The organism is Paenarthrobacter sp., assembly GCF_031180005.1.
Taxonomy (GTDB): domain Bacteria; phylum Actinomycetota; class Actinomycetes; order Actinomycetales; family Micrococcaceae; genus Arthrobacter.
This window is the reverse complement of the sequence record NZ_JAPSHI010000015.1, coordinates 94,063-111,405: the sequence shown is the minus strand read 5'-3', so window position 1 is coordinate 111,405 and position 17,343 is coordinate 94,063. Positions and strand designations below refer to the sequence as shown.

Annotated in this window: 18 protein-coding genes, 2 tRNA genes and 1 pseudogene; 8 read left to right on the top strand and 13 right to left on the bottom strand. The window is 62.2% G+C overall.

Translation table 11 applies throughout. From position 1 onward, the window contains the following. Window positions 1-156 precede the first annotated feature (156 nt). From RIF72_RS12705 to RIF72_RS12700, 5 genes and pseudogenes are all read left to right on the top strand, one after another. Window positions 157-229 (top strand) — tRNA-Thr (locus RIF72_RS12705). Beyond that, on the top strand, window positions 205-537 hold the full coding sequence (locus tag RIF72_RS20135) for a helix-turn-helix transcriptional regulator (RefSeq protein ID WP_375164224.1): 333 nt from the start codon (window positions 205-207) through the stop codon (window positions 535-537). The genes RIF72_RS12705 and RIF72_RS20135 overlap by 25 nt, the downstream gene beginning before the upstream one ends. Continuing rightward, entirely contained in the window at window positions 538-798 is a 261-nt protein-coding gene (locus RIF72_RS20130; protein ID WP_375164223.1) for a HipA N-terminal domain-containing protein, read from the top strand. After that, a pseudogene (locus RIF72_RS20125) lies at window positions 732-1,088 on the top strand (HipA domain-containing protein); the annotation flags it as partial. The gene RIF72_RS20130 and the pseudogene RIF72_RS20125, both read left to right, overlap by 67 nt. After that, the gene (locus RIF72_RS12700) at window positions 1,007-1,288 is read left to right on the top strand and encodes a hypothetical protein (RefSeq protein WP_309075236.1); all 282 of its coding nucleotides are present in this window, start codon (window positions 1,007-1,009) and stop codon (window positions 1,286-1,288) included. The pseudogene RIF72_RS20125 and the gene RIF72_RS12700, both read left to right, overlap by 82 nt. 10 nt (window positions 1,289-1,298) lie before the next feature. Here the strand turns inward: RIF72_RS12700 and RIF72_RS12695 are convergent, their stop codons facing one another. From RIF72_RS12695 to RIF72_RS12675, 5 genes are read right to left on the bottom strand one after another with little or no spacing between them, the layout of a single operon-like run. Beyond that, a complete protein-coding gene (locus RIF72_RS12695) occupies window positions 1,299-2,798 on the bottom strand; it encodes a carboxyl transferase domain-containing protein (protein WP_309075235.1) in 1,500 nt (499 codons plus the stop codon). Further along, window positions 2,799-4,016 (bottom strand): CoA transferase, encoded by a 1,218-nt coding sequence (locus tag RIF72_RS12690; RefSeq protein ID WP_309075234.1) that lies wholly within the window; start codon window positions 4,014-4,016, stop codon window positions 2,799-2,801. Between the two features lie 21 nt (window positions 4,017-4,037). Continuing rightward, complete coding sequence (locus tag RIF72_RS12685; RefSeq protein WP_309075233.1) at window positions 4,038-5,267, bottom strand: amidohydrolase; 1,230 nt, start codon at window positions 5,265-5,267, stop codon at window positions 4,038-4,040. A gap of 48 nt (window positions 5,268-5,315) precedes the next feature. Further along, on the bottom strand, window positions 5,316-6,047 hold the full coding sequence (locus tag RIF72_RS12680) for a hypothetical protein (protein ID WP_309075232.1): 732 nt from the start codon (window positions 6,045-6,047) through the stop codon (window positions 5,316-5,318). Between the two features lie 49 nt (window positions 6,048-6,096). Next, complete coding sequence (locus RIF72_RS12675) at window positions 6,097-6,843, bottom strand: DUF5058 family protein (protein ID WP_309075231.1); 747 nt, start codon at window positions 6,841-6,843, stop codon at window positions 6,097-6,099. 273 nt (window positions 6,844-7,116) lie between these two features. Here RIF72_RS12675 and RIF72_RS12670 point away from each other — a divergent pair, with 273 nt between their 5' ends. Beyond that, complete coding sequence (locus RIF72_RS12670; RefSeq protein ID WP_309075230.1) at window positions 7,117-8,565, top strand: amidase; 1,449 nt, start codon at window positions 7,117-7,119, stop codon at window positions 8,563-8,565. Here the strand turns inward: RIF72_RS12670 and RIF72_RS12665 are convergent. The 8 genes from RIF72_RS12665 to RIF72_RS12630 all read right to left on the bottom strand — a co-directional run bounded on the left by RIF72_RS12665 (window position 8,546) and on the right by RIF72_RS12630 (window position 16,019). Further along, on the bottom strand, window positions 8,546-9,502 hold the full coding sequence (locus RIF72_RS12665; RefSeq protein WP_309075229.1) for an Lrp/AsnC family transcriptional regulator: 957 nt from the start codon (window positions 9,500-9,502) through the stop codon (window positions 8,546-8,548). The genes RIF72_RS12670 and RIF72_RS12665 overlap by 20 nt on opposite strands. A 141-nt stretch (window positions 9,503-9,643) precedes the next feature. Then, window positions 9,644-10,483, bottom strand: coding sequence for an aldo/keto reductase (locus RIF72_RS12660; protein WP_309075228.1), 840 nt, complete (start codon window positions 10,481-10,483; stop codon window positions 9,644-9,646). A 137-nt stretch (window positions 10,484-10,620) separates the two neighbouring features. Next, entirely contained in the window at window positions 10,621-11,061 is a 441-nt protein-coding gene (locus RIF72_RS12655) for a hypothetical protein (protein ID WP_309075227.1), read from the bottom strand. 8 nt (window positions 11,062-11,069) lie between these two features. Next, window positions 11,070-11,723, bottom strand: a complete 654-nt coding sequence (locus RIF72_RS12650) for a bacterial proteasome activator family protein (RefSeq protein WP_309075226.1) — start codon at window positions 11,721-11,723, stop codon at window positions 11,070-11,072. Between the two features lie 91 nt (window positions 11,724-11,814). Then, the gene (locus RIF72_RS12645; protein ID WP_309075225.1) at window positions 11,815-12,006 is read right to left on the bottom strand and encodes a YbdD/YjiX family protein; all 192 of its coding nucleotides are present in this window, start codon (window positions 12,004-12,006) and stop codon (window positions 11,815-11,817) included. 15 nt (window positions 12,007-12,021) lie between these two features. After that, on the bottom strand, window positions 12,022-14,292 hold the full coding sequence (locus RIF72_RS12640) for a carbon starvation CstA family protein (protein WP_309075224.1): 2,271 nt from the start codon (window positions 14,290-14,292) through the stop codon (window positions 12,022-12,024). Window positions 14,293-14,438: 146 nt separating this feature from the next. Continuing rightward, the gene (locus tag RIF72_RS12635; protein ID WP_309075223.1) at window positions 14,439-14,987 is read right to left on the bottom strand and encodes a PadR family transcriptional regulator; all 549 of its coding nucleotides are present in this window, start codon (window positions 14,985-14,987) and stop codon (window positions 14,439-14,441) included. A gap of 48 nt (window positions 14,988-15,035) precedes the next feature. Next, on the bottom strand, window positions 15,036-16,019 hold the full coding sequence (locus RIF72_RS12630; RefSeq protein ID WP_309075222.1) for an NAD(P)H-quinone oxidoreductase: 984 nt from the start codon (window positions 16,017-16,019) through the stop codon (window positions 15,036-15,038). Between the two features lie 101 nt (window positions 16,020-16,120). On the opposite strand from RIF72_RS12630, the gene RIF72_RS12625 reads away from it, so the two are divergent. Together RIF72_RS12625 and RIF72_RS12620 are read left to right on the top strand one after the other, a co-directional pair. Further along, window positions 16,121-16,208: transfer RNA gene (locus RIF72_RS12625), tRNA-Ser, on the top strand. Between the two features lie 217 nt (window positions 16,209-16,425). Then, window positions 16,426-17,211 carry a VOC family protein gene (locus RIF72_RS12620; protein WP_309075221.1) on the top strand — a complete coding sequence of 262 codons (786 nt, stop codon included), beginning with the start codon at window positions 16,426-16,428 and terminating at the stop codon, window positions 17,209-17,211. Window positions 17,212-17,343: the final 132 nt, after the last annotated feature.

Here is a 17,343-nt window from a genome sequence, read left to right as displayed (position 1 = left end):
CTTCCGGCTGCCGGGAAACCACCGCCTGAACCCGGTCCGACGCGTGGGTGAACATCCCCGCAACGGCCGCCACCGCCCTCGTTTTGACCCGGGTACGCTGCCTCTATTACAGTTATGTCTTGCGTGACCGCCCGGGAAACCGGTGATGAACGCGGTGCTTCCTTAGCTCAGTCGGTAGAGCGTTTCACTCGTAATGAAAAGGTCATCAGTTCGATTCTGATAGGAAGCTCGGTAGAGAACCCCCGGAAATCAAGGATTTCCGGGGGTTCTTCTTTTCCGCTCTCATACGCTGAGGCGACCCCCTTCTACCGCGCTGTCGACGGGCCTTCCTTAGGCCGCGCGATCAGCGAGTTACGCAAAGAAGCCGGACTGACCCAGCAGGAGCTTGCGGGGCGGCTAAAGGTCACTCGGGGAACGATTGTCCGGCTGGAGCGAGGAGAAGCCGTATCCCTCGTGGTCGCCATGAACGCCATCAGGACTCTCGGCCGGGACGTGGCACTGGTACCCCGGTTCTCGAAACTTCAGATCCGCCCATGAATCCAAGGAAAAAACTCAACGTCGCCGGAGGGACAGGTACGCTCGCACCTCGCAAAGGAAAACAGCCTGTCGACACCCGACGCCTTCGGTCTGCTGCGCGTCCTCGGGGCAGACTGTGCCGGGGCAGTCCAGGTTCTCCCGCCCGGCGAAGCACCTGAGGTCCCGGGCGCAGTCATTCCCATGACCGGGCACCCGACGGCAGCCGCATACACCAGGAAGACTTCCCCCAGGCATTGGCGCTCGGAAGCGAAGCGAAGCTAAATATGAAGGCACTTCGGCCCCACCCTCCCCGGCTGACCTGGTTGGCCAACGCGGCCGCTCCTCACACCCGCGATGAGTCCGCATTCCGAAGGGCACTGCTCAGAGCTGTCACTTTCAACGTGGCGATCGGAAACGGCGATGCACACTCGAAAAACTATTCCTCACGCTCCTCGACGGCGGTGAATTGCGCCTTGCCCCGCTATACGATGTGGCTACCACCTTGCTGCTCTATGCACCAAGCAACAACGCGGGCCACACCGTTGGCGGGCAGATCCGGCTGGGCTATATAACTCTGGAACACGTGATTCGTGAGGGTGTGGTTTGGGGCATGGACGATGAGGACTCGCGACAAACAGCAGTGTCGGCATTGGAAGCGCTGGGGGCCGCGGCTCACAGTTCCAAAACACCGGAACGCTTGGATTTCCTGCGAAAACTGGTTCCTGCACGAGTGGATGATCTATTGAGCGGCGGCCCGGCCAGGCGGCAATGACCCGAGCATTCTAGCCAATCAGGGCCCGGTACCGGGAGCGGCGCCCCTGGCCATCCGTGCGGCCCCGGTTGGCCAGGACTTGAAGTTCGACGGCGATCACGTCACCCAGGCGGCGGCAGAACTCACCCGGTTCGGCCGCAGCATCCGGGTCCTCCTCCATCACCATGTCCACCACGCCACTGGCCGCGAGCGCAGCAGCGGTAATGCCCTGACTTTCTGCGAGCGCCGCGGCGTGCGCAGTAGTCCGGTGCATTATTGCGCTGGCGCCTTCGGGTGGGAGCGGGGCGAGCCAGGCGTTCCGTGCGGCGATGGTCCGGTCGGCGGGCAGGAGGGCGAGTGCCCCTCCCCCGGTGCCTTGCCCCAGCAGGACTGACAGCGTAGGGGTTGCCAAGCCGAGGAGGTCGTATAGGGACCGGGCGATCTCGGCGGCGAGCCCACCTTCTTCGGCGTCCTTGGACAACGCCGCGCCAGGCGTGTCGATGATCGTAACAAGTGGAATGCGGAGTTCCTTGGCCAAACGCATCCCGCGCCGGGCATCGCGCAATGACGCCGGCCCCATCGCATTGTTCCGTTGATGGCCCACCACCACACAGGATGTGGTTCCGAACCGGGCAAGAGCCACCAGCATTCCGTCGTCCTTGGTGCCATCCCCCGCACCGCGCAGCAACACCACGCTGCGAGCGGAGTGTTGAAGAAGTTCGCTTGTGGATGGCCGCTGAGTGTCCCGCGAGCGGACTACGGAGTCCCAGGCAGTTCCCTCAGCGGATTCGGAGAGTTCGCCGATGCTGGTTGCCTGCGCACCAACGAAGTCCTCAGTCGGCCGCAAAAGGTCCAGCACCCGTCCGAAGTAGTCACGGGCCCCTTCGGGCGGAACCACGGCATCAACCAGCCCATGATCGAACAGGTTCTCCGCGATCTGAACCCCGGAGGGGAAGGGTTCACCGTGCAGGGCCTCATAGACACGCGGTCCAAGGAATCCCAACAGTGCCCCCGGCTCCGCAGCGGTGACGTGCCCCAGTGATCCCCACGACGCCATGACCCCGCCGGTGGTCGGATGCCGCAGGTACACCAGGTACGGCAGTCCTGCAGTGCGATGCGCCTGCACTGCGGCCACGATTTCCACCATGGCCAGGAACGCATTGGTTCCCTCCTGCATGCGGGTCCCTCCGGACGCCGGCATTGCCACCAACGGCAGCCCAAGGTCTGTGGCGCGTTCGACGGCGGCTACCAGCCTTTGCGCTGCATCCCGCCCGATTGAGCCGGCAAGGAATGCAAAGTCGGACACCACGACGGCGATGCGATGGTTCCGTATGCGTCCTTCGCCTGTGAGGACAGATTCGTCGCTGCCGGATTTCTCCCGGGCCGTGGTCAGGTCGGCAGCGTACCCGGCGTTGGCAGAGCCAGCCACCCCCCGAACCGGACCATCCCAGGAAACGTATGTCCCGGCGTCGAGCACGTGATCCAGCAGTTCGTGGGCACCGAGCCGCCGGTGCGTGGCAGTGGCCGCCATTCAGTCCACCTCCGTTGAGGCCAGCCACTCCCGGACACCGTCGCCGTGCTGGTTCAGTAGCGGCGGGGCGGTGTGGGAGCGGCGGGTGGATTCGGCGCCAGCGGCATTGTCGAAGAAGCGAAGCGGTGGCCCCGGCAAAGTCACAGATCCCAGGCGTGGATGCTCGACGTCTACCAACAACCCTTGGGATACCAGTTGCGGCCATTCATAGACTTCCTTGAGGGTGCGCACTTTACCGGCAGGAACTCCGGCGGCTTCAAGCTTGGCGAGCAGCGGCTCTGCGTCATAGTCTGCGAACACGGTCTCCACCACTTCAATGATGCGGGTCCGGTTACGGACTCGGTCGGCGTTGGTGTTGAGGCCGTTGGTGTCGATGCCGAAAGCGGAGGTAAAAGCAGCCCATAGCTTTTCGCTGCCGACACTGATCTGGACACTCCCATCCCGGCATCGGAACAGGCCGTACGGTGCGATGGATGGGTGATGGTTGCCCTGAGCCTCAGGTTCCTCCCCTGCGACTGTGACCTTGGTGCCTTGGAACGCGTGGACCCCAACGAGCGACGCCAGCAGCGAGGTTCGAACCACTTGCCCCCTGCCGGTGTGTTCACGCTCCAACAGGGCGGCCACCACCCCGTACGCCCCATACATGCCGGAGAGCAGATCTGCGATGGGCACCCCAACGCGCTGTGGATCGCCAGGACCGGATCCCGTCAGCGACATTAGCCCGGCCTCGCCTTGAAGAATCTGATCGTAGCCGCTGCGGTGCGACTCCGGGCCGTCGTGGCCGAAGCCCGTGATGGACAAGATGACCAGGCGCGGGTTGATGCTGTGCATGGCATCAGTGCTGAAGCCTAGCCGTTCCAGGACACCAGGCCGGAAGTTCTCCACCACAACATCGGCCCGCTCCAGGAGCTGGCGGAGGACGGTTCGGCCGTCCTCGCTCTTGAGGTCCAGTGCCAGGGATTCCTTGTTGCGGTTGCAGGACATGAAGTACGTCGCCTGCGGCTCGTCCGCGGGTCCCACGAAGGGCGGTCCCCAACCCCTTGTGTCATCGCCGGAGCCCGGGTTCTCTATCTTGATGACCCTCGCTCCGAGGTCTCCCATCATCATGGCCGCGTGCGGGCCTGCGAGCGCCCGGCTGAGGTCCACCACCAGCCTTCCTGCGAGGGGACCCTCGGATGCGTGGAGAACCGGGGCTGTTTCTGTCAGTGCTGAAGTCATGGAGTTTCCTTGATATGAAGTTCAGTTGCCCAGCCGGGACAGGAGGACGGCGACGGCGGCAGAGACTCCCCCTGCCAGCGACCCTTCCAGCTCGGGAGCGAAGAACGGCGAGTGGTTGACGGGGACGGGACCTGGCTCTTCGTGGCCGGCTATGGGGGTGCCGCCGAACATCCAGAACACGGAAGGCACTCCAATGGCGGTGCCCAAGTGCCCAAAGTCCTCGCTGCCCATCATCGGTGGGGTGATTTCGACAGCTTCGGTCCCCAGTGCAAGCCGCAGGGCCTCCACAACCGAAGGAACGGCGTCGGGATCGTTGAAGCACTGCGGGAAGCGGTACATTTCCTCGATGTCCGGTTGCGGCGCTCCGGAGGCGGCGGCTTCAGCCATGATGATGCGGCGGACTGCTGCGAGAACCTGGCTGCGGACGTCCTCGTCGAAGGTACGGATGTTGAGGGTGAACTCGGCCGACGCCGGGATGATGTTCTCCTTAAGACCAGCGTGGAAAGTGCCTACGGTCACGACGGCGGACTTCCGCGGGTCCAGCTCACGGGACACGATGCTCTGCAACCGGGTGACCATATGCGCGGCCATGACGATGGGATCGATGGAATCCTGCGGCTGCGAGCCGTGCGACTGCTGGCCGTGGACGGTGACCCTCAGCGAATCCGCCATCGCGGCCACCGGTCCGCTCGAAATGGCGACCGTACCCACAGGCCGGGGCATGACGTGCTGGCCGAAGACCACTTCCGGCCGCGGGGCCTTGTCCCACAGCCCGTCGTCGAGCATCGCAAGTGCACCGGCGGCAGTCTCTTCACCGGGCTGGAAGATCAACACCAGCGTCCCCGACCAAGCGTCCAGGTTGCCGGCAAGCACTTCGGCTGCGCCCAGCAGGCTGGCTACATGGGCGTCATGGCCGCAGCCATGCATCACCGGGACCGTAGTGCCGTCCGGCAGGGTGCCTGTGTCGGTGCTGGCATATTCCAAGCCTGTGGCTTCCTCAATGGGCAGGCCATCCGAGTCCGCCCGGAACGCCACCACGGGACCAGCACCGTTGCGCAGGATTCCCACAACACCAGTGCCCCCGCAACGGAAATGCTCAATGCCAAGGCCGTCCAGTTGTTCCTCGATCAGCGTGGCGGTGGCAAACTCCTGCATGGACAGTTCCGGATGTGCGTGGAGGTGCCGGTAGAGGGCATGGAGCTTGGTGGTCTGTTCTGAGTCGAGTCGGAGGGCGGTCACTGTTGAAGTCATGGGTCTTGTCTTCCTCTTGGATGCTGTATTCGAGCTGGCGTGGCTTGGCTACTCTTCACGGATTGCAGGTGCCGCAGGGGATTGCGCCCCACGGAAGAACCACGCCAGCATGATGGTGCCTAGGACAGCGATGGCGGTGGATACCATGGCGAGCGAGGGCACCAGCGGCAGCACTACGAAGACCACCACGGCCGAAACCAACAGGGCGAACACAGTGGTGCGGGGCTGCTTCATGGACACGATGGCCTGCACCAGGACGGCGCCCAACACGGCGGGCAGTACGTAAAGACGCGTGACGAGCAGTACCGATGGCGGGATGACGCTGATCAGCCAGGTGCCCAACAATCCCACGAAGAGTGCCAGCGAAAACAGATGGACCACTGCTGCTCCGCAGATGGCAACGACGGCGGCAAGTTCGGCTCGTTTGCTGCCTGCCTTGGCACCGATATTGGTTTGTGCGATCAGTGCCGCGGGGAGCAATTTGCTGGAAATGTTGCCGATCATGAACGCTTGGTACATGCCGGCGGGTCCTAAAACCGGGTAGTACGTGAGGGGTTCCACGATCCAAATGATGCCGAAAGTGGCGGCAACGGCGGCGAAAGCGATCCACAACTGGGCGGCACCTATGTCCAGGCCGCCGAAGAACACCAAGTACAACGGACCTGCAAGGGAGATCAAGAGACCGGCGATCATGGTGATCTGGCCCCAGCGGGAGGTTGTGCGGTTGAAGTCCGCCATGCCAGTGCTGCTGGAGGTGGGAGCGGAAGTGATGGAAGACATTGTGATGATCCTTTCGTGCTCAGAGAAATGACGGCGGCAGTCGTTTGCCTCAGGCGCCGACAGCGAAGTAGGCAGCGACAAGGCCGAAGACGATCGAAAAACCGAGCCCCCATTCCCGGAGCCAGCTCCTGCCGAGTCTCTTGGCCAGCAGAAGGCATATCCCCATGACTGCCGCGGAGACAACGAAGGAAAGGACGTGTGTCCCTGACTTGGGCAGTTCAGTGAGCCCGAGGCAGGAGAACGCTCCAATAAGTGCTGCCGCTGGAACAATCGCCATGGCGGCCGGATTCACGGAGCGGATCTTGGCGTCGCCCTTGCGGAGCAGCGGTGTCAGGATCAAGGTAGCGAGCATCCACATGGCGCCCCCGATGCTCATGACGAAGAACGCCACAGCAAAAACGCTCTGGGTGTAGCTGGCATCACCCAGCTTGGCCCCCATCGTGCCAGCGGAAACGCTTGCCGCTGATACCTCGTAAGCCGCTGACCCTATGAGGCCGATCCGCACAAGAACTGCCGGCGCACCAAAGAGGCCCAGTAATGCAATGGCAACGAGGCACACCGCCAGGGAGGGACCGATGGCCGATACAGCGCCGGAACGGAAGGACGTCTTGATGTCCTGCGTGCTCATGTCCACGGAGGGGGCCGCCCGTCTGGCGGCTTTCATGAAGATAACGGACTGAATGATGATCACGCCGAAGACGCCTGCCACGCAGATCCACAGGACTGGGTTGTTGGCGACGGCCATGATGTTGGTGGGGTCGTTGGCGAGCGGTTGAAGAGCCAGGGGTTGGTGCAAGGGAACCTCCCAGGTGTTGGCCCCTCGACAGGTCCTTAACCGGACTACTCTGTGCGGCTTGGGTATGCTGGGGGCTAATCCTTACCACCGACCAGATCGGCCAGTGGATTACTAACACCCTCCGCTATGAGCCGCATCACACACAATAGCTGACGGAATCAGCCGAAAGTTTGGCCGAATCAGTCAAAGCTTGCCCTTGGTTGTTTCGAGGCTTCCGTCGCCTTCTGTGACCGGGCACACTTTCAGGCAGTAGCAATCCAGCAAAGGAGCACCATGCCTGACACCCTTGGCGAGCTGTCCGCCGTCGAACTCTCCGCAGCAATCCGCGACAAAAAGGTTTCGGCGCGCGAAGCCCTGGCCGATCACTTGGAGCGTATTTCCGAGGTTAATCCCGCGATCAACGCCGTGGTAACCCTCGACCCTGAGGGTGCCCAGGCCTTGGCGCTTCGCGCGGACCAACTCACGGCTTCAGGGGCCGCGTTGCCGCCCCTCCACGGCCTGCCCATGACACACAAGGACACCAATAACACCGCCGGGATGCGTACCACCCAGGGCTCTCTCGCCCTGCGTGATTTTGTTCCCGCCGCCGACGACCTCATCATTGCGCGCTTGAAGGCGGCCGGCGTGGTGAGCACCGGAAAGTCGAACGTTCCCGAGTTTGGTGCGGGCTCCCACACTTTCAACGATCTCTTCGGAACCACTACCAACCCTTACGCTCCCACCCTGAGTGCCGGCGGCAGCAGCGGCGGAGTGGCCGCCGTCGTCGCCGCCCGGGTCCAGAGCATCGGCGACGGCAGCGACATGGGCGGATCGCTCCGTATCCCGGCGTCCTTCTGCAATGTGGTGGGCTTCAGGCCGTCGACGGCGGTGATCCCCATGCCGTCCGACGCCAACGCCTATGCGTGGCTGGGGAGGACTGGACCAATGGCCCGAAGCGTGGAGGACATTGCGTTGTTCATGTCAGTCACGGCAGGCAAGGATCCGCGCGTGCCGCATCCGGCAGGGCTGGATCCCGAAGTTTTCCGTGCCAGCCTGGAGGCCGACATGCGGGGAGTCCGGATCGGCTGGTCCCGCGACTTTGGCATCGGCGTGCCCGTGGAAGCCGAAATCCTGGAGCATTTGGAACGTCAACTGGCGGTCTACGAGGACCTTGGAGCAGTCGTCGAAGAAGCCACCCCGGACTTCAGCGAAGCGGACCTGGTGTTCGGCAACACCCGTGCCTTGGACTTCGCCGCGGGCCTTGGGCCGATTCTGGAGCGAGCTGGCCATGTCATCAAGCCTGAGGTGCACTGGAACGTGGAGAAGGGATTCGCCCTCACGGCGCGGGATTTGATTGAAACCGCAGCCGCCCGCAGCCGGTTGGAATTGAGCGTCCAGGATTTCTTTGGCCGGTACGATCTCTTCGCCAGCCCCTGCGCCCAGGTACTCCCCTTCGACGCAACGCTGAGGTACCCCTCTGACATTGCAGGGGTACCTTCGGAGACATACCTGGACTGGATGCGATCGGCTTGCCTCCTTTCCGCGACGGGACTTCCCGTACTCAGCGTTCCGGCCGGTTTCAGCTCTACAGGCCTGCCCATCGGCCTCCAGCTCGCCACCAACCACTACGCGGATATGCAGTTGCTCCGTTATGGCCGTGCTTTCGAGCAGCAGACCGGCTACGCCGCCGTTGCCCCCGTGATGACGGCTGAAGCGGCGCCGCTTACGACGGTGAGCGCATAACCCGCCCCCCGCGTTTGCGGGCGTCGAGAAGGATGGAAACGTCTACGCCCGCAGCGCTCTGAGCCCACTCCGAGTCGGTGATGAAACGGTAGAGGGACGTCATGTCCTCCACGGTCACATCCGCCATGATCTGATAGTCACCGGCGATTGCCACGGCGTAACGGACAGTGTGAAGCTCGGCAAGACTTTGCCCAACGTGCTCAACATGCTGCGGCGAAGCCCGTATCCAAAGGAGCGCTTCAACACCCAAGCCGAAAGATGACGGTTCAACGATCGCCCTCAAATGAACTTGGTTATTGGCCAACAACCATTCACTGCGTCGGCGGGCAGTGGCTTCCGAGACTCCGACTCTGCGTCCCAGTGCTTCGTAGCTCATCCGCCCATCAGCACAAAGTGCATCAACGAGCTCGTTGTCCTGCCGGCTCAGGTCTTGCCGCGGGACCAGGACGCCGGAGTCTTGCGTGAGACCCGAGCGGAGGGCCTCCGCCTTGTCTGCGGGCAGAATCTCCGGCCGCCACCCCCGGATGGTCCGGAAATAGCGGAGCACAGGGTAACTGGTGGAATCCCGCAAGCCGAGGGTAGATGGCAGCTCATCGGACAAGACGTCGCCCATGCGTGCCGGTTCAGTGAGGATTTCTGCCACGCAATCACCGGTTCCGGTGGTGGTGTAGACAAACGTCGTGTCTGCCCGCTGCGACAGAGCATGGGCAGCCGCCCGCACCGTTCCCGGCATGCACCGCATCTCCACCAGCACCACCGCTTGCTTTGGCCTGATTCCCACCACGGCTACCGCTCCGGACTCCAAGAGCTGAGAGCCCCGGCGCGCAACAGTGCGCTCCGCTTCCCCTAAAACGGCAGCGATCTTCCGCCAAGGGCATCGCGGATCCAGTTGCAGCGCAGCAACAATCTGCCGCTCCAATGCGTCAAAAGCCACCATGCCAACTCCGTCCGTCCGCGTCGATCAATTTCAACACAGACTTCGGCGCGCTTCGTCACTATGGCCGAGTATCGCCGTCGAGCGTTAACGGCAGGTGCCCCGCCCCAAAGAGGGACGGGGCACCGCGGTAAGGCTCGGGAGTTAGGCGAAGTCGGAGACTGCCGGGTCCGGACCGATGCGGCCTTCAGCGCCGCGGTCCAGGCCGTTGATGGCCTCGACGTCGGTGGCGTCCAGCGTGACGTTGAGAGCTGCGAAGTTCTCCTGGATGCGGGACTCGGTGACGGACTTGGGGATCACCACGTTGCCGATGGCCAGGTGCCAGGCGATGATGACCTGGGCCGGGGTGGCATCATGCTTGGCGGCGATCTCAGCCACGGTAGCGCTTTCGAGGAGCTCGCCACCTTGGCCCAGCGGGGACCAGGCCTGCGTCAGGATGCCCTTGGACGCATTGAATTCGCGAAGGTCAGCCTGGTTGAAGAAGGGGTGCAGTTCCACCTGATTGATGGCCGGAACAACGCCGGTTTCATCGATGATGTGCTGCAGTCCCTCCTTGGTGAAGTTGGAGACGCCGATGGACTTGACCCGGCCCCTCTTCTTGAGCTCGACGAGGGCCTTCCAAGTATCAACGTACTTTTCCTGCTTGGGCTGCTGCCAGTGAATCAAGTACAGGTCCAGCGTCTCGAGGCCGAGACGATCCATGGACTCCTCGAAGGCAGCGAGCGTGGATTCGTAGCCTTGGTCGGCGTTCCACAGTTTGGTGGTGATGAAGATTTCCTCGGCGGAAAGGCCCGAGGACGCAATGGCACGGCCGACGCCTGCCTCGTTGCCGTAGATCTTGGCGGTATCGATGTGGCGGAACCCGGCCTCGAAAGCCTGGCGGACCACCTTTTCGGCTACATCGTCTTCAACCTGCCACACCCCGTAGCCGAGCTGGGGGATGGTGTTGCCGTCGTTGAAAGTAAGTGTTGGTGACGAAGTCATGTCTGCCATCCTTCCAGCACCCGCCCCCAAAAGCGCCGAATGTAACGCAGATAAGCTATCCGCTTAACTTGTTGCTTGGGGGGAATAAAGGCGTGCGCGGGTAGTTGCGAACGCGTTGCATTTAGGTTGGCTATAGTTCAGGCGACGAGTTGGCGCTCCGCGTCAGCAACCTGTTCAAAAACAGACTCCGCCCGCCGCCGAACCGACAAAGCACCCACTGGGACGGGTCCAACAGCCAACCTCAACATGGCCGCGGCCTCTGCCGTGGTGGCGAGGGAATTTCCTGCTTTGGACAGAGCCCGGTGCACGCCAGCAAGCCCTCCCGGGACGTCCAAGCCGTCGCTGGGAGACCTTTTCTGCGCCTCGACGCAGATGATCCTGACCCGGGGCGATAATTCGGCGAGGTCATTGGCTATTTGCACGAGCTCGTTGTAGAGCTGCTCATCATCCACGCCCTCAAGAACCTGGTGGTACCGATCCAGTCCCCGATGAAAACGGTCATGGGCACGGCGCCACAGCCCCTTGCCGAGCTCCAGATCATCCTTCCGCCCTTGCCGGACGGCCCCAAAGAAACCCACCCGGGAACTCAGAGGTACTGACCCGGACCGTGGTCGGGGTCTTCCCTGCGGCCCTGGGCAGCAGCGCCGGGCGTACCGGGTGCAGCCGCCCGTTGGGGCTGTCCGTTCTCACCAATGATGATGCCCGGCGCAATCACCGTACCCGGCGGGAGTTGACGGAGCTGCATCTGCGCGGCTGCGTGCTCTTTGGCAGCCTGCTGAGCGGCGATCGCAGCCTGGATGCCATGGAACAAGCCCTCCAGCCAGCCAACGAGTTGTGCCTGGGCGATGCGAAGCTCCGCATCGGAAGGCGCCTTCTCGTCAGGGAAAGGCAAGCTGATTCGTTCCAACTCCTCAATAAGTTCCGGCGCCAACCCGTCTTCGAGTTCCTTAATGGAGCGCTCATGAATCTCCGCCAGGCGGCCGCGTGCAGCGTCATCCAAAGGTGCGGCCTTCACCTCTTCAAGGAGCTGCCGGACCATGGTGCCGATCCTCATCACCTTGGCCGGCTCGTCAACGAGTTCATGAAGGCTACCTCCCTTGGGCTTGGCATCCTTCTCCACCTCTTCCGCCAAAGGTTGCTGTCCCGTGGGCTTCTCAAGACCCTCGTCCAGCATGGTTCCCTCCACGGGGGTGTCGTCCGAAGCCTCATCCGTGGGCTGAATGTTGTTCAGATCGCTCATTCGTTCATACTCTCATGTGGTTCACGCGAACCCCTGTCCGAGCCTTGATTTTGGACTTCGTCCGTAGCGAAATTTCGTCCTGGGTGCGACCTCAGCAGCACCTGCCCTGAGGGTTGCTGTCCTGCCGGTCCATCCGGTCCCGCCAAAACTCACGTTCAGTCATGGCGGGACCGGAATGGGCCGTAGTTTCAAAATGCTCCAGGTACTTCTGGTACGCGTCCGCCCCCATGAGCGAGCCGATGTAGGTGGCGAAGCCCCGAAGGCCCTTAACGACCGTGTTCATCAGTGCTGGCGTTCACTAGTGGTGGCCGACCTTCTCTGTCCGTTTCTCTGCAGGTAGGGCGTTCCATTCTGCGAGCAACGTCTTCTCGGCAGTCGTCGGGAAGAGCCCCGCCGGTGCGTACACCTTGGAAGGAACAGGCGGGTCTTCGTGGTCCTGACCGCCGCCGGTGCGGACTGCTTTGATGGTTGCCAAGAGGGCGGCGACGATCACGATGATGCTCAGGGTCACGAAGATGACGGAAAGCACGCCCTGGATCATGGTGTTGCGGACCACGGCCTCCATGGCTGCGACGGTCTTGGCCGTACCAAACTCCGTCTTGCCGTCAGCCAGTGCTTTGGAGAACGCTTGATTGTTGGCGAAGTAGCCCACAGCCGGGACTGGCGAGAAGATCTTGTGGAAGCTGGCAGTGATGGTCACTACGGCCGCGAAAGTCAGCGGAACTGCCACGATCCACAGCCATTTGAACACTCCACGCTTGGCCGTGATGGCAAGGCACACAGCCAGTGCAATGGCTGCCAGCAACTGGTTGGCGATGCCGAACAGCGGGAAGAGCGTGTTGATCCCACCGAGCGGATCGGTGACGCCCATCAACAGCACAGCCCCCCAGGCACCCACCATGATCGCCGTGCAGAGCCAAGCTCCGGGCCGCCAGGAGGCTTCCTTGAACTTGGGAACAAAGTTGCCGATAGAGTCCTGCAGCATGAAGCGGGCAACACGGGTGCCTGCGTCCACTGCGGTAAGGATGAAGAGGGCCTCGAACATGATGGCGAAGTGGTACCAGAAAGCCATCATTCCGGGTCCGCCGATGAACTGCTGCATGATGTGCGCCAAACCGACTGCCAGCGTGGGAGCGCCACCTGAACGGGAGATAATGCTTTCCTCACCCACGTCCTTCGCAGTCTGCGCCAGTAGGTCCGGGGTGATGTTCACATTGGCCAGGCCAAGGCTGTTAACCCACTGCGCCGCGGATTCCACGGTCCCGCCGGTAAGGGCCAGGGGCGCGTTCATGGCGAAGTAGATGCCACGGTCGATCGAGATCGCAGCCACCAGGGCCATGATGGCCACGAAAGATTCCATCAACATGCCGCCGTAACCGATGAAGCGGGTCTGCCGTTCCTTCTCAATCAGCTTGGGTGTGGTTCCCGAAGAGATGAGCGCGTGGAACCCGGACAGTGCGCCGCAGGCGATAGTGACGAACAGAAACGGGAACAGGGCGCCGGAGAACACGGGGCCGTTCTCCCGGCTGGCGAACTCGCTGAACGCAGGGACTGTGATTTCCGGGCGCACCACGATGATGGCTACCGCGAGCATCACGATCACGCCGATCTTCATGAAGGTGGAGAGATAATCGCGCGGAGCCAGCAGGAGCCAGACCGGCAGGATTGCGGCGATGAAACCGTATACGATGATGCCCCAGGCAATGGTGACCTTGTCCAGGTGGAAGAAGGCCGCACCCCACTCGGTGCCCGCGACGGCGCCGCCACCAATGATCGCTGCCATCAGGAGCACGAAGCCGATGATGGACACCTCCATCACCTTGCCTGGCCGGATAAAGCGCAGGTAGACACCCATGAACAACGCGATGGGAATGGTCATACCCACCGAGAACACGCCCCACGGGCTTTCACCGAGGGCGTTGACCACCACCAAGGCGAGGATGGCCACAATGATGATCATGATGAGCAGCGTGGCCACGAGGGCTGCCGTACCGCCAATGACGCCGAGCTCCTCGCGCGCCATCTGGCCGAGTGATCGGCCACCGCGGCGCATGGAGAAGAACATGACCAGATAGTCCTGTACCGCCCCTGCAAGAACGACGCCGATGATGATCCAGATAGTGCCTGGAAGGTAACCCATCTGGGCCGCGATAACAGGTCCCACCAACGGTCCGGCACCGGCAATGGCCGCGAAGTGGTGGCCGAACAACACGTTCCTGTCAGTACGGACGTAGTCCTTGCCATCGGCTTTGTACTCGGCCGGGGTAGCGCGGCGATCGTCCGGTTTGAGCAGGTAGCGCTCAATGACTTTGGAGTAGAAGCGGTAGCCGATCAGGTACGTGCAGACAGCGGCGAAAACGAACCAGATGGCGTTGACGGTTTCACCGCGCACCAGTGCGAGCATGAACCATGCCACTGCTCCCAGCAGGGAAATGGCAACCCAAAGACCGATCTTGGCGGGAGTCCACCTGCGATCCTCCGCTTCGCGCACCTCGTCATCCACAGCCGGTTCGGGCAGCGTAGTATCCAGTCCTTCCGCGAGCCCTGCCTGGTTAGGAATCTTTCCCATATCTCCTCCTTGAGAACTGCTGCGCTGCCGTGGCACGGACGCGCGTCACGGGCAAGCTAGCAAGGAGGTTCCCCGGTGCATGGCGAAACTCACCGCAGAATGGGTCAACTGCGGTGAACGGTAGCTATTGTGCGATCAACGGTTATCTAAGCAATTCCGGTCGCGCCGTTACTGCGGCCTTGCACCATGCGGGCCTCACAGAGATCCAACCAGCGAACTTCCGCTTCTGCCTGGAAAATCAACGAATCGAGCACCAGCAGCCAAGCAGTATCCGACGATCTTTGGTTGGCAGAAACCGCCTTTCTCGCCTGCGTATGCTCTTGCAGGGCCTTGACCGAGACCTCGCGCTGGGACTGGATCACCACAGAAGTATCCACATCAGGAAGCGTCACTGCGAGCGCCAGCTTGATAGCAATTTCGTTCCTTGGTGGATTGCCCCGGTCCACTGCACCAGCGAACCAGGCCTCCACCTCCTCCGCCCCCGCGTCAGTGATGCTGTAAATCACGTGGCCGCCGCCGTCGTCGCCGTCCTTGCTGACTAAACCGTCGCGCTCAAGCCTGTCCAGGGTTGTATAAACCTGGCCGATGTTCAACGGCCAGGCGGCACCGGTACGGTCCTCGAATTCGACCCGCAGCTCATAGCCGTACCGCGGCTGGTCCTGGAGCAGGGCCAGCAGGCTGTGCCGGATGGACATATGGCTCCTCGCTGCAGTTGGGCGGCTAAATACAGTTTGGCGCGCGTTTCAGAGGAGCAGGAGGACCTTGCCCACATGCTCCCCGGAATCGAAATACTCGTGCGCTTCCCGAACATTCTCCAAGGGGAAGGACTTTGCGACGAGGGGCCTGATCCTGCCGTCGGTGAGCATGGGCCACACGAACTCGCGCACGGCGGACATGATGATTCCCTTTTCGGCGACCGGTCGGGGCCGGAGGGCTGTTCCGATAACGGCTGCACGTTTGCTGAGGAGTTGGCCCAAGTTGATCTCCGCTTTTGTTCCGCCTTGCAGGCCGATGACGATGAGTCGCCCGTAGTCGGCGAGCGCCTCGACGTTCTGTTGCAGGTATTTGGCACCCACGACGTCGAGGATCACGTCGGCGCCTTTTCCTCCGTTGTGCGCCTTGAGGCTTTCAGCGAAATCTTCTTCGGTGTAGTTGATGGCGATATCGGCGCCGAGGAAGGCCTTGGCCGTGCCGACTTTCTCGTCACTTCCGGCCGTGGTGGCCACCTTTGCGCCATAGGCTTTGGCCAGCTGGATTGCCATGGTGCCGATGCCGCCTGTAGCCCCGTGGATGAGTACGGTCTCTCCGGGTTGCAGCTGTGCCGTCATGATCAGGTTCGAGTACACGGTGGCGGCAACTTCTGGCAGGGCGGCGGCTGTAACCAGGTCCACGCCTTCGGGGATGCGGAGTACCTGCTCTGCGGGGACGGCGACCTGTTGGGCGTAGCCACCGCCGGACAACAGTGCCACTACTTTGTCTCCGACGGAGAATGCTTTGGTGACACCGGGGCCGAAAGCTGCAATGCGGCCGGAGATTTCCAGGCCGGGAACTTCCGATGCTCCTGGCGGCGGCGGGTAGAAGCCGCGCCGCTGCTGGACGTCCGCACGGTTCAAACCCGCAGCCACTACGTCGATCAGGACCTCGCCCTCGCCCGGCACCGGTGACGGGACCTCGCGGACTTCGAGGACTTCGGGTCCGCCTGGCTCTGAGATGTAGACGGCTTTCATGAAGAACTCCCGGTTTCTTGCTAGTTTTCCAGCCCCGGGGCAGGGGCTGGAATACGTGATGTTTTGGAACAGCCAACTCCCTATGAAACACTACTAGGCGAGGAAGGTTGTCCGAGCGGCCTAAGGAGCTGGTCTTGAAAACCAGTGTGCGGTAACCCCGTACCAAGGGTTCAAATCCCTTACCTTCCGCGAATAAGATGCCCCGGGTTCCAGGACCCGGGGCATTTTTTGTGTCCTGGTCCCTGTGTTGTGCACGTGCGCCTGCAGCGATACCGCCCGGAACTGAGAACTGACAACCGGAAAATCATTGAAAAGTGTCAGAGGCCCCGCATAGTGTTCTTCCTGTCTTCACACCACAGACATCAGCCGCAGTTTTGACCGCGGCATAACAACAGGAGTCTCACCTATGCCCACGCCTGACATCACTCCCGGTTCCCCCTGCTGGATCGACCTCATGACGTCCGATACGGAGAAGGCCAAGACCTTTTACACGGCACTTTTCGGCTGGACCTATGAAACCGGAGACCAAGAGAAGTACGGCGGCTACATCACAGCTTCCAAGGACGGCCGGATGGTAGCGGGCATCATGGAGAAGCAGGCGGACATGGGAGCCATGCCGGACGTCTGGTCCACTTACCTCCGCACGGATGACATCAAGGCGACCACCGAGGCCGCTGCCGCCAATGGCGGCCAGGTGTTCCTGGAGCCCATGGAGGTCCCTGAGCAAGGCAGCATGGCCATGTACGGTGATGCCTCAGGCGCCGCTATAGGCGCCTGGCAGTTCGGTGAAATGAAGGGCTACGAGGTCGCGGCGGAGGCAGGAGCTCCCGCTTGGCATGAACTGCTGGCCAAGGACTACGATTCCGCGGTCACGTTCTACCAGCGTGTCTTTGGCTGGGACACGGAGGTCATGAGCGACACTCCCGAGTTCCGTTACACGACCCTCGGCGCCGGTGACGACGCCAAGGCAGGCATCATGGACGCGTCTGGATTCCTGCCCGAACAGATCCCCTCCATGTGGAGCGTTTACTTCGCGGTGGAGGATACGGATGCCGCCGTGGAGCAGGCCTCGGCCCTCGGTGCCACGGTCATGCAGCCCGCCGAGGACACACCGTTCGGGCGTTTGGCCACGTTGTCCGACCCCACGGGAGCTGTTTTCAAGGTCATTCAGGACTCGGGGCAAACCGCCTAACCGGCCGCTTTCCGGATCCGCTTTCAGGATCCTTGTCCGGACCCTCATTGTTGACCCAGGGTCAACCCTCTATTCATCCGTTCGTGTTCAGCTAGGCCCGAGGCAGCTTTACCCGGGAGTAACTTCCGGTAC

Coding starts and splice junctions, on each gene's coding strand:
- RIF72_RS12695 (WP_309075235.1), bottom strand. CDS start 2,798: ATGGCGGCCACTGCCACGCACCGGCGGCTCGGTGCCCACGAACTGCTG.
- RIF72_RS12690 (WP_309075234.1), bottom strand. CDS start 4,016: ATGACTTCAGCACTGACAGAAACAGCCCCGGTTCTCCACGCATCCGAG.
- RIF72_RS12685 (WP_309075233.1), bottom strand. CDS start 5,267: ATGACTTCAACAGTGACCGCCCTCCGACTCGACTCAGAACAGACCACC.
- RIF72_RS12680 (WP_309075232.1), bottom strand. CDS start 6,047: ATGTCTTCCATCACTTCCGCTCCCACCTCCAGCAGCACTGGCATGGCG.
- RIF72_RS12670 (WP_309075230.1), top strand. CDS start 7,117: ATGCCTGACACCCTTGGCGAGCTGTCCGCCGTCGAACTCTCCGCAGCA.
- RIF72_RS12665 (WP_309075229.1), bottom strand. CDS start 9,502: ATGGTGGCTTTTGACGCATTGGAGCGGCAGATTGTTGCTGCGCTGCAA.
- RIF72_RS12660 (WP_309075228.1), bottom strand. CDS start 10,483: ATGACTTCGTCACCAACACTTACTTTCAACGACGGCAACACCATCCCC.
- RIF72_RS12650 (WP_309075226.1), bottom strand. CDS start 11,723: ATGAGCGATCTGAACAACATTCAGCCCACGGATGAGGCTTCGGACGAC.
- RIF72_RS12645 (WP_309075225.1), bottom strand. CDS start 12,006: ATGAACACGGTCGTTAAGGGCCTTCGGGGCTTCGCCACCTACATCGGC.
- RIF72_RS12640 (WP_309075224.1), bottom strand. CDS start 14,292: ATGGGAAAGATTCCTAACCAGGCAGGGCTCGCGGAAGGACTGGATACT.
- RIF72_RS12635 (WP_309075223.1), bottom strand. CDS start 14,987: ATGTCCATCCGGCACAGCCTGCTGGCCCTGCTCCAGGACCAGCCGCGG.
- RIF72_RS12630 (WP_309075222.1), bottom strand. CDS start 16,019: ATGAAAGCCGTCTACATCTCAGAGCCAGGCGGACCCGAAGTCCTCGAA.
- RIF72_RS12620 (WP_309075221.1), top strand. CDS start 16,426: ATGCCCACGCCTGACATCACTCCCGGTTCCCCCTGCTGGATCGACCTC.